This is a genomic window from Exiguobacterium sp. BG5(2022) (assembly GCF_031844365.1).
Classification (GTDB): domain Bacteria; phylum Bacillota; class Bacilli; order Exiguobacteriales; family Exiguobacteriaceae; genus Exiguobacterium; species Exiguobacterium profundum.
Map to the genome: position 1 here is coordinate 1115969 of NZ_JAUZVB010000001.1, position 12854 is coordinate 1128822.

Consider the following 12854-nt stretch of genomic DNA (forward strand, 5'->3'; position numbering starts at 1 on the left):
TTCAAAAAATCATAAAAAAATGTAAAATGAATTTGCCAGACAGAAAGGAAGTGCTCATGTTGGGCAACCAAGTCATCAAGCTATCATCCGCATCACAAGAAAAACTAAAGAAAATGTATCATGAGTATGCAGTCGCGCCACCACCATATGCGACATTCAGCGCCAAGACACCGGGATTTGTCGTAACGGTTTATCAATCAGGGAAAGTGATGTTCCAAGGAAAAGATGCTGAGACCGAGGCAGTGAAATGGGGACTACCTGCTGAGAAGAAACAAGCATCCGCACCGAACACCCTCTTACCTGAAGGATTTTCAAGTTGGTCTGTCATTGGAAGCGACGAGGTCGGAAAAGGAGACTACTTCGGACCACTCGTCGTCGTAGCGGCTTTTGTCTCACGCGATCAAATCGCACTCGTCAAAGAACTCGGCGTGAAAGATTCAAAACAGTTATCCGACCCTGAAATCATCCGGATTGCGAAAGATTTACACGCTACGATTCCTTATCAAAAAGCAACACTGCATAATCCAACATATAACAACATGCAACGGACGATGACACAAGGTAAAATGACCGCCATCGCCCATAATGCTGCACTTCGAGCGTTGCTTGAGAAGATCGGACAGAAACCCGATGCCATTCTAATCGATCAATTCGCAGAGAAGTCGGTATACTATCAACACTTGCGGGCAGAGCGGGATATCGTGCGCGACGATGTCTACTTTTCAACCAAGGCAGAAGGTCTTCATGTCGCCGTCGCAGCTGCTTCCATTTTAGCTCGCGCCTTCTTCTTAAAAGAAATGGACAAACTAAGTAAACAAGTAGGATTGACCCTCCCGAAAGGGGCAGGAGCAAAAGTCGACCAAGTCGCCGCTCAAATCATTCGAGGTCATGGACAGGATTATTTACAAAAGATTGCTAAAGTCCATTTTGCGAATACAAAGAAAGCCATCAACTTGAATGAACGTCGTTTGTAGAGCTTCGACATCAAGTATGATATACTCGTTTTATGGTTAAATGAACTTAAAATTTTTGGAGGATAGCGTTCATGTTGCATTATAAAACCTACACGATTAGTGATGACCATCCTTGGGTCATCTTTATACATGGGGCCGGAGGAAGTTTATCGCATTGGTATCGCCAACTTCGTCCCTTCCGTAAAAAATATAATGTCCTGCTCGTCGATTTACGCGGTCATGGCGGTTCATACGATGCTGAACAGTCGCTCAAACAACCATTGAATGCCTATACGTTTGATGTCGTTGCCAAAGACGTGATTGAAGTCATGGATCACTTAGGTATCGAAAAAGGGCACATGGTCGGTCTTTCTTTAGGGACGATTGTGATTCAGGCGATGTTTGAGCACTATCCGGATCGAATCGCATCAGTCGTCCTCGGCGGAGCCATTGTAAAATTTAATGTGCGCTCCACGTTGCTCATCCGACTTGGTAGTCTCGTGCAAAACTTCGTCCCCTATATGTGGTTATATAAACTATTCGCATGGATTTTACTCCCGAAGAAGCGTCACAAGAAGTCTCGGATGATGTTCGTCCGCGATGCGGCGAACTTATGTCAACGTGAGTTTATCCGTTGGTTCAAGATGACGGAAAATATTAATCCTTTATTGAATCAGTTCACTTCGATTCAAACGAACGTCCCGATTTTGTATATTATGGGTGATGAGGATTATATGTTTCTTGAAGCTGTCGAGCGGACAGCGAAACATCAACCGACAGCCAATGTTGAAATCGTTGCAGACTCTGGTCATGTGGTCAATGTAGACCAACCCGATCAATTCAATGCATTGTCGATGAATTTTATAGACGATCAGATTCAAGCACGCTCATTACAAATGAGCTAATTCAGGACGCCACTGGGCTTCCTGAATTTTTTTGTATTTATTTTCAGAAAATATTGATTATTACAAAAATAGATGGTATTCTTTAGCAAATCCAACGAAGAGGAGATGCTCGAAATGTCCAATCCCGTACATATGAACAGCCTGCTGATTATTATTCGACTGAGGGACTGAAATCGTTTTGTTTTCAAAAAACGACTTTTCAGGCCCTTGTTCCCGTGGTAATCGGACAGGCGCCTGCAGATTGAAACCGCGCCTATCCTTGATGGATAGGTTTTTTTGTTGACATAAAGATATAGAGGAGATGATGGAAGTGAAGCAGTATATGATGGATCGAATGGTAAAAATTTCAGCAGGTATGGCAAATGCCGTACTCGTCACACTCGGTGTCGGTTTATTGATTGAGACGATTGGTAATTTGAGCGGAATCGCGATGCTCGTACAGATTGGACAAGTCGCCAAATCATTGTTGGCACCTGCTTTAGGTGCTGGCGTCGCGTTTCAACTCGGAGGCAACACGCTCATCCTATTTAGTGCCATGATTGCTGCAACCATTGGCGGTGCAGCTTTAAAAGCGTCAGAAAGCGGACTCGTCCTCGTTCCAGGTCAACCGATTAGCGCACTGATTGCAGCGGCTGCCGCTGTATGGCTCGGAAAACGTGTCCTCGGCAAAACAAAGTTTGATATGATGGTCGTCCCGGTCACAGCCGTTTTAGGTGGCGGAATCGTTGGGGTTGCTGCAGCAGCGGTCACGACTCCTCTTATCAACTCAATCAGTCAAGGGATCACCGCATCTGTAGAAACGTCGCCGATTGCCACATCTCTTGTCATCGCACTTGTTTTCAGTGTCATGCTCATGTCGCCTGCATCATCTGCCGCACTCGCCATCGCGCTTCAACTTGACCCTGTCGCCAGCGCCGCTGCCTTGATCGGTTGCTCTGCTCAATTTGTTGGATTTACCTTAATGGCATATCGTCAAACCGACCCAGGTGGATTGGTCGCCTCATTCTTTGTCACACCGAAAGTGCAGTTTCCGAATATCATCAAAAACCCACGAATCGTCGTCCCACCGTTTATCGCCGCGATGATTTCCGCACCGATTGCTACTTTGATGTTCTCACTCCAAGTCCCATATGAAATCGCGGGTCTCGGGCTCAACTCCTTGATTGCCCCGCTTCAGATTTTAGCGGTCCAAGGGTTGGATGCCTTTCTCATCTTCACGATGACCGGCGTCGTACTCCCTGCACTCATTACATGGGCTCTTTATCGTGTGACGAGTCTTGTTGGATGGACCAAGTTCGGCGATCTCGCACTCGAGATTCAATAATAAAAGGAGCGTTGTCACAGGTGGACAACGCTCCATATTTTTTATGCTCGAAGTTCAGCGCCGTGTGTCGCACGGACCGCCTCGACGATCGTTTCATATGCTGCCGTTACTTCTTCATCTTGTAACGTTCGTGACGGGTCTTGGAACTTGAGTGAGAAGGCAATCGATTTTTCATCCGCTCCAACATTCTCCCCTGTATAGACGTCAAACAAGACGAGGTCAATCAAGAGTGGACCAGCCGCTTGGCGGATCGTTTGTTCCACTGTCCCAGCCGGAATCTCACGTGATAAGACGAGTGCCAAATCTCGTGAAATCGATGGATAACGTGGTACGTCTTGATAAAGAAGTGTCTCGTCTCCACGAAGTGCCAAGAGGTCGAGTTCGAATACATACACTTCCTTCATACCGTAGACGTCTTTCGATGTTCCTGGATGCACTTGTCCGACATATCCGATGACCTTTCCGTCCATCAAGATGTTCGCCGTGCGACCTGGATGCATATCGGGCATCGATACAGCCTCATACGTGACATCTAGGCGAAGCGTTTGGACTAACGTGTCGACAATCCCTTTTGCGACGAAATAGTCGACCGGGATCCGTGTTCCTTGCGAACGATGATCCATCCATAGACCTGTGACGACGCCAGCTACCCGTTCTTTCTCACGTGGTAACGTTTCTCCGTGCTCCGTATAGACGCGTCCTGTTTCGTAAAGTGCGACGTTCGATTGTTGACGCGCCGTGTTGTAACGAGCCGCCTCTAACAACCCAGGGACGAGCGACGTACGAAGGACAGAGCGTTCTTCACTCATCGGCATCGCCAATCGAACGAGCTGATCGGTTTCTCCACCGAAACGTGTCGCATGTGCCTCACTCGTTAACGAGTAGGTAATGGCTTGTGATAAACCTACTCCTTGTAACAAGCGACGTGTCTGCCTGCGCAGTACGTTGATTGCTGGCAAATAGCCTTTCGATTGAGAGGCAGGTAACGTCGACGGGAGACTATCATATCCGTATATACGTGCCACTTCTTCTGTGATATCAGCCGGAAGCTCTAAGTCCGGACGGCGCGATGGAATGTGTACTGTCAGCACATCATCCCCTTCTGTCGCGAGACCGAGACGCTCCAGGATGTGAACGATTGTCTGACGATCGAGTGTCATCCCTAAGCGCTTGTTGATATAGTCAATCGACACTTGGATTTCTCGGGCACGTGATTCGGCTTCACCTGAACGCACCGCATCATGAATGGCTCCTCCACCGAGTTCGACAATCAGTTGCGCAGCACGGTCAAGCGCGAGCATGACACGTTCTGGGTCAACACCTTTTTCGAAACGAGCGCTTGAATCTGAACGTAGACCGAGCGTACGGCTCGTCTTCCGTACAGATGCCGGATCAAAGTACGCTGACTCTAAAATGATATCTGTCGTTGAAAGATCTACCTCTGTATTGGCACCACCCATGACGCCTGCGATGGCGACTGGAGCTTGCCCATCTGTGATGACCATCATCGATGAATCGAGCGTGCGCGTCACGTCGTCGAGTGTGACCATTTCTTCTCCATTTTCGGCTTGACGGACCACAATCGAGTTGCCAAGTTTCTTCGCATCGAATGCGTGAAGCGGTTGTCCGATTTCAAGCATCACATAGTTCGTCACGTCGACAATGTTGTTGATTGGACGGACACCTTCTGCAATCAAGATATTCTTTAGCCATTGTGGCGACTCTGCAATCGTTACCCCTTTTACTTCACGAGCTGCGTAATATGAACAGTTCGGTGTCGCAAGTTCGATAGATACCTCCGATGGTGATGATGACGTGACATCTGCTGTCGGCAACGTGTATGGACGCTCTAAGATGGCCGCAACCTCATGAATGATTCCATAGAGGCTCAAGCAATCTGAACGGTTCGGTGTCAAACCGAGTTCGATGACCTCATCGTCCAAGTCGAGCAAATCGAGCACATCTGCACCGACTTGTACCGATTCACGGAATGTATGAATCCCATCCTGCTCGTCTTCCCGAATTTGTTTCTTCTCAAAGCCGAGCTCTTCGAGTGAACAAATCATCCCTTGTGATTCGACACCACGTAGTTTTGCTTTTTTGATTTTAAGTCCTGGTAGGCGTGCGCCAACTTTGGCCACGATTACATGTTGCCCTTCGCGCACGTTCGGTGCGCCACAGACGATTTGAACAGGGTCACACTCTCCGATATCCACTTTCGTCACGTTTAACTTATCCGCTTCTGGATGTTTCTCACATGAAAGGACCCGTCCGACGACGATCCCAGAAAGTCCTTCCCCACGATTTGTCACACTTTCGACTTCGATTCCGTTCTTCGTAATCAAGTCACCGAGCGCTTCGCCGCTTAAATCGGATACATCAATATATTGATTCAACCATTTTTTTGAAAGTAACATCTGTCTTCCTCCTTAGAATTGCTCGATGAAACGTAAGTCATTTGTGTAGAAATGACGGATGTCATCGACGCCGTGTTTGAGCATCGCCATACGCTCCACTCCGATTCCGAATGCGAATCCTGACACTTTTGATGAGTCATAGCCAGCCATCTCCAATACATGAGGATGGACCATTCCGCCTCCGAGAATCTCGATCCAACCGGTTCCTTTACAGACGTTACACCCTTTCCCGCCACACTTGAAGCAAGAGATGTCGACTTCGACCGATGGTTCCGTGAACGGGAAGAAGCTTGGACGAAGACGAATTTCGCGCGTTTCACCGAATAACTGCTTCACGAACACTTCGAGTGTCCCTTTTAAGTCAGCCATCGAGATGGATTCATCGACAACCAATCCTTCGATTTGCATGAATTGATGCGAATGCGTCGCATCGTCTTCATCACGACGATACACTTTACCTGGACAGATGATGCGAATCGGCTTCCCATTCGCCTCCAACATCGTGCGAGCCTGTACAGGAGATGTATGAGTACGAAGCAACGTCTCTTCCGTGATATAGAACGAGTCTTGCATGTCTCGTGCCGGATGATCTTTCGGCAAGTTCAGCATTTCGAAGTTATAGAGATCGGTCTCGACTTCAGGACCTTCAGCAATCGTATATCCGAGTCCAACGAACAAATCTTCCATCTCGTCGATGATTTGTTGCAAGAGATGGCTATGGCCAGGAGTCGATGTCCGTCCCGGGAGTGTCACATCAAGCGTTTCCGCTTTTAACTTTTCCTCTAATTCAATCGCCTTCACTTCTTCGATTCGAGCATCGAGTGTGCTTTGAATCGCGGTACGAACGGTATTGGCCAACTCACCGATGACCGGACGTTCCTCGGCAGATAATTTACCCATGCCACGGAGCACTTCAGTCATCGGTCCTTTTTTCCCTAAATATTTGATGCGGACGTCATTCAATGATTTTTGTGTGGATGCCTGTTTGATTTCTTCTAACGCTTCCACTTGTAACTGTTCTAATTGTTCTTTCATGTGTTCGCTTCCTCCTCAACATAAAAAAGTCCCTTCAGTCGTTGACTGAAGGGACGAATCATCGCGGTACCACCCTACTTGGCCAATTCATGGCCCACTTGAGAGCATCGTTATCGTGATGCCAAACCGGTGTTGTCTCCAACACGACTCCAGAGTGAATTCAGCGACGAATCCGGCAAAGGCTCTCAGTCACGGCCCTTGCTCCCTGAACGGAATCGGTCATTCGCTTACTATGTTCTTTCAACGTCATATCTTATTCATCGATGTGTTTAACCTATCACGTTTTTCACGTGCTGACAAGATTATTGTAAAGCGATGCGATACATTAAAATACCCGCAGCGACCGCCGCGTTGAGCGATTCCGCGTCGCCGAGCACCGGAATATGCACACGTGTGTCACAGAGTGCCAATACATCAGCATGAACCCCTTGTGCCTCATTCCCGATGACGAGGGCCACTTTGTCTTCGAATGCAACTTGCTCATACGATGTTGCCTTTGAGAGAGCTGTGCCGTAGACGTGGAATCCATCCTCTTTCAGCTCAGGTAACTTTTCAAGCAAGTCGACCGAGGTCACGTTCACGTGAAACAGTGAACCTTGTGTGGCACGTACGACTTTGGCGTTGAACGGATCGACCGTACCTTTCCCGAGTAACACCGTATCGAATCCGGCAGCATCTGCTGTCCGAATCATCGTACCGAGATTACCCGGGTCCTGTACTCGGTCTAGTACGAGTACTTTCTTCATTTTTCGTTCCACCGGTGTCATCTTGACAACGGCAAACACGCCTTGGGTCTTTTCCGTTTCGGAAAGAAGGTCCGCAACGTGGTCGGATAACTCGAGGACTGGCATATCTTCAAGTCGCCACGTTCCTTTTGGTGAATACGACTCAGCCATGATGAGTTGGACGAGTCGACCGGCACGAATGGCCTCGTCCACCAAATGCTCTCCTTCTACTAGGAATTGACCCGTTTCTTGACGACCTTTTTTCGTCATCAATCGTTTTAATCGTTTAATCGTCTCGCTCTTCGTAGACGTAATCTTCGTCATATTATCCCTCTTTCAACCATTGGACCGTTTCGTGGTCTAAACGTTTCGTCAATGCGACAACGAGTTGTACCGCTGCCTCGTAATCATCCTTATGGATGATGGACACGTTCGTGTGTAAATAGCGGACCGGTACTGTCAATGCGATGGCCGGCATCCCAATCCCAGAAAGATGGAATCGCCCAGCATCTGTGCCACCGCCTGGCGTTAAGTCCAATTGATATTTGATGTCTTGCTCTTTGGCCACGTCAACGATGAGGTCGACAAGGCGTGGGTTCGTGACGGTAGTCGCATCAAAGAAGATGACTTGAACCCCGTCCCCGAGTTTTGACAACCCTTCTGCCTGGGTCATCCCCGGCGTATCACTTGGAATGCCTGTATCAACAGCAATCGCGACATCCGGGCGAATCAAGTTGGCAGCGGTCACCGCTCCACGTAACCCGACCTCTTCCTGTACTGTCGCTCCTGTATACACGACGCCTGGGAACGATTCTTCCTTCAGACGTTTTGCTGCTTCGATGGCAATCGCACATCCGATTCGGTTGTCCCATGCCTTCGCCATCAAGAAGTTCTCATTTTTCATGACAGTGAATTCACAATGGGGCACGACCGTAACGCCTGGACGAATTCCCCAATCAGCCACTTCGTCTTTCGACGTGGCACCGATATCTAAGAACATATCTTTGATTTCAACGGGTTTTTTTCGTGCCTCGAGCGGTAGGACGTGAGGTGGTTTCGCACCAATGACACCGGGAATCTTTTCACCAGACCGTGTGACAACATCCATTCGCTGTGCCAACAGCACTTGGTTCCACCAGCCACCGAGCGCTTGGAAACGAAGGAAACCGCCTTCTTCCACACGTGTCACCATGAAGCCGACTTCATCCATGTGACCCGCAATCATGACACGCGGACCTTCAGCATCTCCAGTCATTTGACCAAATAAACTTCCGAGTCCATCCTGTTCAAACGACTCGACATGCGGCTCGAGGTATTCACGCATCAATTGACGGACTTCTCCCTCATTGCCCGGGACGCCTGTTGCATCCGTCAAACGTTTTAACATATGTAACGATTCATTCATACCAATCCGCTCCTTTTCATTAATATCCTTGATTTTGTCGCTCATGGTTTACTTCATTTTTATTCATGTATGCCAGCAAAATGAGTTGCTCATTAAAACCGAGCGTATAACCAAGTTCGAGATAAGCTGCCATCAGCGTCTCGTACATGGCTTCCGTTTTTGAAAGACCAAAATTCGTCACTTTTCGATAAATATCTAAAAAAGCATCAGTCGCATCAAGATATGAACTTCCCGCAGGAAACGCATCTCGTTCATACCCAAGCGCAAGACCAAGTGACAGTAAGAAATGAATGCCGTCTACATATTCTTCTAAGATCACATCTTGAGGCGACGGTCCTTTCTTCGACCAAAACTTAAAGCTACGTGTTTCGTTAGCCAGTTCACCGAGCTCGACAAGCAGCGCCAGTAACCGTTCATCGAATTGATTGCCGGATAATCCATGTTGTGCTTTGATCCGCTCGTCTAATTCGCGCTGCCGATCAAACAATGTTGTCCAGTTCACCGGATGTTCCTCCTCTATCTCCACTTATAGCAGTACTAAAATCATTAAAGACCAGCCCACTGCTAAAATCAATACTTGTAATTGAAGCAGTTTTGGGGCATGAACAGCCTTCTTCCGAGTCAAATGAAGACCGAACAAGGCACCGATGGCTCCTCCTGCATAGGCGTATAGGACATTAAAGTCACCTTTTCCTTGCGCATACTGTTTCGCTTGGATATAGGTGTAAACGTTCAAGATAATGAGCGCTAAGGCGACGATCGCAACAACCGATTGATTCATACGCTTTCCTCCTTCTCTTAATTCTAAGAAATTCTAAAGAAAAAAGAAAGCGCCGAGAGAGTGTCTCGGCGCTGTCGATTGAACGATTACGCGTTCAATTTTGATTTAGCTGTTTCAGCGAGTGACGCGAATGCCTGTGCATCTGTCACAGCAAGCTCAGCAAGCATCTTACGGTTGATGTCGATTCCTGCAAGCTTGAGGCCGTGCATCATACGGCTGTATGAGAGACCGTTTGTACGTGCTGCCGCATTGATACGTGTGATCCAAAGACGACGGAAATCACGTTTCTTCTGACGACGGTCACGGTAAGCGTACATGAGTGACTTCATGACCTGTTGTTTTGCTACTTTAAATAGAATGTGTTTCGAACCAAAGTATCCTTTGGCAAGTTTAATTTGCTTTTTACGACGTTGACGAGTCGTATAACCGCCTTTTACGCGTGGCATATGGATTCCCTCCTAAATTGTTTCTGTATTACTTCGCGATCATGTTGCGAATGCGTTTGAAGTCTCCAGCTGATACGATAGCGCCTTTACGGAGCTTACGTTTCGCTTTAGTCGATTTGTTTGCGAACAAGTGACTTGTGTAAGCGTGTGAACGCTTGAGTTTACCTGATGCTGTACGTTTGAAACGTTTTGAAGCACCGCGGTGCGATTTCATTTTCGGCATGAGTATTTCCTCCCCACTGAGAATCGATAATTAATCTTCTTTGTTCGGAGCCAGCACTAAGAACATGCTGCGTCCTTCCATCTTCGGCTTTTGTTCAACTGTTGCCAAATCGGCACATTCCGCTGCCATTTTGTCCAAAACACGTTTCCCGATTTCCGAGTGTGTGATGGCACGTCCGCGGAAACGAATCGAAGCCTTCACTTTGTTTCCTTTTTCAAGGAACTTGCGTGCATTACGCAATTTTGTTTGGAAATCGTTGTCCTCGATTGTTGGACTGAGACGTACTTCTTTCATTTGGATGACTTTTTGGTTTTTACGCGCTTCTTTCTCCTTTTTCTGGAGTTCGAAACGGTACTTCCCATAATCCATAATTTTAGCGACCGGTGGATTTGCTTTATCCGCGACTAAGACGAGGTCTAGTTCCGCTTCTTCAGCTAAACGTAACGCATCGTTACGTGATGTCACACCGAGTTGTGCACCGTCTGCGCCAATGAGACGTACTTCACGGGCACGAATGTTTTCGTTGATAAAGAGCTCTTTGCTAATGGTTAGCACCTCCATCGTGCGATTGCACGAGATTTAGATTGACAAGACAACATGGCAATAAAAAAAGCGTCGGCAGTTTCCCACCCACACATCAGTTGAGGTCATAAAACGGCAGACGATGCCGAATGAACCAAGAACTTGATGGACCTGCCTGATGACTCTCAGACGAGGTGAAAAGCGGGTGCTTCTGCTTTGTTGTTTTTAATCACTATGTCATCTTAGCACTAGCAGGAAAAGATGTCAAGATATCGCGCATGAATAATTGGTAGCTCACACTTTTATGATGATACCAGTCATTCTCTCGTTTCGCAATACCTTTTCAAAGGGAATAATGAAATATCAAAGGAGGGATCGACATGAACTGGCGAAAAGATGTATCGCGAGAGCATGACTACCATGATCAAGTCCAGCAGATTGTCAGTAAGACGATGCAAGCACATGGGCTAGAAGACGAAAAATTACAGGCGGTATTAACAGACCTATTAGAAGAAATGAATCGCATTACTTTAAAAATCGTCGATGACCATGAGTCGGCTCAAAATTATATCCATAAACGGTGGTACTGAAACAACCCCACACCATGATCTTTGCGATGATTAAGACAAAAACGATAGAAGACGCCTGTCTCAACTTGATTGAAACAGACGTCTTTTTTAATTACTTCGCATATACCATTTGACCACCTAGGTGACCTGCATAAGCAAGTAGTCCGGCTCCGACGAGGGCAACGACAAAACTCAGTGTAATCCACAGCTTCCCTTTTGCACGATATCCGATTGCGAGCAAGACCACTGTGATGCCAAATGCAATCAAGCTGTACAGGGCAAAATGTTCATGGTTTTCAATCATCGCTTCTGTCACCGATGGCAGATTCGCTTCCGCATACTCTTCCGCACTATCCCCTGACAAGAAAGCTACTGCACCGGACAATAATCCTGCAACCAATGTGATGAGCGCAAACAATCGAAAACTTGTCCATTTGAAACTGATCAAAATCAATAGTGTACCAAACAACAGTAGACCGATTGGTGCGTGCACGAGCAATGGATGTAATGGGACTCCACCGAGCATAACAATTCCTCCTAAGATGTGATCAACTATTATGAAAGTTGTATACCCGATTCCATCATACGTTTATCCACTACTCCACTATTTCATCATGTCACATCATCAATTTGTAAGCGATTTGAAGAAGTTACCAATGGCCTCAAACAATCGGGCAAAGAATCCCTTTACTTCTTCTTGTTCGAGGAATGCCTGCACATCTTGACCCGCATCTTTCAATCCACTACTGATCGCTGACCAATCAAGATTTGCTTGCTGCATGTTTTCGAATAGCGTCGTCAGTTGAGCGAGTTGACCCTCAGACAACTGAACGTTATTTTGATTCAATACTTGAATGACGATGTCACGAATCTCAATATTTGTCTCTGGCATCTGATTTGCGATTTCCGCTTTAATCTCGTTCATGAGACCTGCTACGTCCTCTTGTCCGACTGTCTTACCGATTTCAGACGTGACCGCCAGCTCTTCTTGCGCCAATTCTTTTCGTTCATCCGACAGTTCAATCCCGGTCTCGGCCGCGGTCTGATCATATGCCTTCATAATTCCCGTCAAGGCCGAGGTACCCGTCACGTTAATCGGTGACGTGATATAAATATCGGCATCCGTCACACCCGCCGTGACGAGGGCGTTCGCATACATATCTTTCGTGACCCACGTCACGTTTTCCGTCTGAATATCAAGACCAGTCCCGTTCGTCAACTTGATTCGGGCAGACGAGTACATGCCGCCTCCACGCTGTGCTTGCGGGACCGAATCACCTAAATACTTTTCTTCATCTGCGGCAGTCGCGATAATGGGTTCGATTCCTTCTGGGGCATCCATACGCTCAAGTACCCATTTTTGTTGCTCTGAAGATAATGATTCACCAAGGGTTACAATCGTATCATTGACGATTGCCTCCGCTCCGACTTTCGGAAGCGCTCCTGTGAACGCAACCGCTCCAATAGTAAGTGCCAATACTGGCTTCATATAATTCATTAAGTATCACTCCTTACGTTTACGATACGTGTAGATGACCAAATACACATC

General features: G+C 47.2%; 15 protein-coding genes. 4 read left to right on the forward strand and 11 right to left on the reverse strand.

The genetic code is table 11. The features are described from left to right. Positions 1–59 precede the first annotated feature (59 nt). From rnhC to Q9R25_RS05815, 3 genes are all read left to right on the forward strand, one after another. Positions 60–974, forward strand: a complete 915-nt coding sequence (gene rnhC, locus Q9R25_RS05805; protein WP_074037906.1) for a ribonuclease HIII — start codon at positions 60–62, stop codon at positions 972–974. 71 nt (positions 975–1045) lie between these two features. Next, positions 1046–1858 carry an alpha/beta fold hydrolase gene (locus tag Q9R25_RS05810; protein WP_078147177.1) on the forward strand — a complete coding sequence of 271 codons (813 nt, stop codon included), beginning with the start codon at positions 1046–1048 and terminating at the stop codon, positions 1856–1858. A 301-nt stretch (positions 1859–2159) separates the two neighbouring features. Further along, positions 2160–3182, forward strand: a complete 1023-nt coding sequence (locus Q9R25_RS05815) for a PTS sugar transporter subunit IIC (RefSeq protein WP_196430894.1) — start codon at positions 2160–2162, stop codon at positions 3180–3182. A 41-nt stretch (positions 3183–3223) separates the two neighbouring features. Here the strand turns inward: Q9R25_RS05815 and pheT are convergent, their stop codons facing one another. From pheT to infC, 9 genes are all read right to left on the reverse strand, one after another. After that, the gene (pheT, locus tag Q9R25_RS05820) at positions 3224–5599 is read right to left on the reverse strand and encodes a phenylalanine--tRNA ligase subunit beta (RefSeq protein ID WP_311282901.1); all 2376 of its coding nucleotides are present in this window, start codon (positions 5597–5599) and stop codon (positions 3224–3226) included. Positions 5600–5611: 12 nt separating this feature from the next. Continuing rightward, positions 5612–6634 carry a phenylalanine--tRNA ligase subunit alpha gene (gene pheS, locus Q9R25_RS05825; RefSeq protein WP_159562521.1) on the reverse strand — a complete coding sequence of 341 codons (1023 nt, stop codon included), beginning with the start codon at positions 6632–6634 and terminating at the stop codon, positions 5612–5614. Between the two features lie 302 nt (positions 6635–6936). Next, entirely contained in the window at positions 6937–7683 is a 747-nt protein-coding gene (locus Q9R25_RS05830) for a TrmH family RNA methyltransferase (RefSeq protein WP_031423182.1), read from the reverse strand. Position 7684: 1 nt separating this feature from the next. After that, positions 7685–8764 (reverse strand): M42 family metallopeptidase, encoded by a 1080-nt coding sequence (locus tag Q9R25_RS05835; RefSeq protein ID WP_311282902.1) that lies wholly within the window; start codon positions 8762–8764, stop codon positions 7685–7687. A 19-nt stretch (positions 8765–8783) separates the two neighbouring features. Next, positions 8784–9266 (reverse strand): dUTP diphosphatase, encoded by a 483-nt coding sequence (locus Q9R25_RS05840; RefSeq protein WP_012726694.1) that lies wholly within the window; start codon positions 9264–9266, stop codon positions 8784–8786. Between the two features lie 24 nt (positions 9267–9290). After that, positions 9291–9545 carry a hypothetical protein gene (locus tag Q9R25_RS05845; protein WP_074036543.1) on the reverse strand — a complete coding sequence of 85 codons (255 nt, stop codon included), beginning with the start codon at positions 9543–9545 and terminating at the stop codon, positions 9291–9293. Between the two features lie 86 nt (positions 9546–9631). Beyond that, on the reverse strand, positions 9632–9991 hold the full coding sequence (gene rplT / locus Q9R25_RS05850; protein WP_012726696.1) for a 50S ribosomal protein L20: 360 nt from the start codon (positions 9989–9991) through the stop codon (positions 9632–9634). Between the two features lie 28 nt (positions 9992–10019). Next, positions 10020–10214: a 50S ribosomal protein L35 gene (gene rpmI, locus Q9R25_RS05855; protein ID WP_012726697.1), complete on the reverse strand. Its 195-nt coding sequence runs from the start codon at positions 10212–10214 to the stop codon at positions 10020–10022. A gap of 30 nt (positions 10215–10244) precedes the next feature. Then, on the reverse strand, positions 10245–10775 hold the full coding sequence (infC, locus tag Q9R25_RS05860) for a translation initiation factor IF-3 (RefSeq protein WP_012726698.1): 531 nt from the start codon (positions 10773–10775) through the stop codon (positions 10245–10247). Between the two features lie 341 nt (positions 10776–11116). Here infC and Q9R25_RS05865 point away from each other — a divergent pair, with 341 nt between their 5' ends. Further along, positions 11117–11326, forward strand: coding sequence for a hypothetical protein (locus Q9R25_RS05865; RefSeq protein WP_012726699.1), 210 nt, complete (start codon positions 11117–11119; stop codon positions 11324–11326). A 91-nt stretch (positions 11327–11417) separates the two neighbouring features. Here Q9R25_RS05865 and Q9R25_RS05870 read toward each other — a convergent pair whose 3' ends face one another. After that, complete coding sequence (locus Q9R25_RS05870; RefSeq protein ID WP_074036537.1) at positions 11418–11831, reverse strand: DUF2231 domain-containing protein; 414 nt, start codon at positions 11829–11831, stop codon at positions 11418–11420. Positions 11832–11930: 99 nt separating this feature from the next. After that, entirely contained in the window at positions 11931–12803 is an 873-nt protein-coding gene (locus tag Q9R25_RS05875; RefSeq protein WP_196430898.1) for a DUF1002 domain-containing protein, read from the reverse strand. Between the last annotated feature and the right edge of the window lie 51 nt (positions 12804–12854).

Excerpts from the sequence above, each read along its gene's own strand:
- Q9R25_RS05875 (WP_196430898.1), bottom strand. The coding sequence starts at position 12,803 with ATGAATTATATGAAGCCAGTATTGGCACTTACTATTGGAGCGGTTGCG.
- infC (WP_012726698.1), bottom strand. The coding sequence starts at position 10,775 with ATGGAGGTGCTAACCATTAGCAAAGAGCTCTTTATCAACGAAAACATT.
- rpmI (WP_012726697.1), bottom strand. The coding sequence starts at position 10,214 with ATGCCGAAAATGAAATCGCACCGCGGTGCTTCAAAACGTTTCAAACGT.
- Q9R25_RS05845 (WP_074036543.1), bottom strand. The coding sequence starts at position 9,545 with ATGAATCAATCGGTTGTTGCGATCGTCGCCTTAGCGCTCATTATCTTG.
- pheS (WP_159562521.1), bottom strand. The coding sequence starts at position 6,634 with ATGAAAGAACAATTAGAACAGTTACAAGTGGAAGCGTTAGAAGAAATC.
- Q9R25_RS05865 (WP_012726699.1), top strand. The coding sequence starts at position 11,117 with ATGAACTGGCGAAAAGATGTATCGCGAGAGCATGACTACCATGATCAA.
- Q9R25_RS05815 (WP_196430894.1), top strand. The coding sequence starts at position 2,160 with ATGATGGAAGTGAAGCAGTATATGATGGATCGAATGGTAAAAATTTCA.
- pheT (WP_311282901.1), bottom strand. The coding sequence starts at position 5,599 with ATGTTACTTTCAAAAAAATGGTTGAATCAATATATTGATGTATCCGAT.
- rplT (WP_012726696.1), bottom strand. The coding sequence starts at position 9,991 with ATGCCACGCGTAAAAGGCGGTTATACGACTCGTCAACGTCGTAAAAAG.
- Q9R25_RS05870 (WP_074036537.1), bottom strand. The coding sequence starts at position 11,831 with ATGCTCGGTGGAGTCCCATTACATCCATTGCTCGTGCACGCACCAATC.
- Q9R25_RS05810 (WP_078147177.1), top strand. The coding sequence starts at position 1,046 with ATGTTGCATTATAAAACCTACACGATTAGTGATGACCATCCTTGGGTC.
- Q9R25_RS05830 (WP_031423182.1), bottom strand. The coding sequence starts at position 7,683 with ATGACGAAGATTACGTCTACGAAGAGCGAGACGATTAAACGATTAAAA.
- Q9R25_RS05835 (WP_311282902.1), bottom strand. The coding sequence starts at position 8,764 with ATGAATGAATCGTTACATATGTTAAAACGTTTGACGGATGCAACAGGC.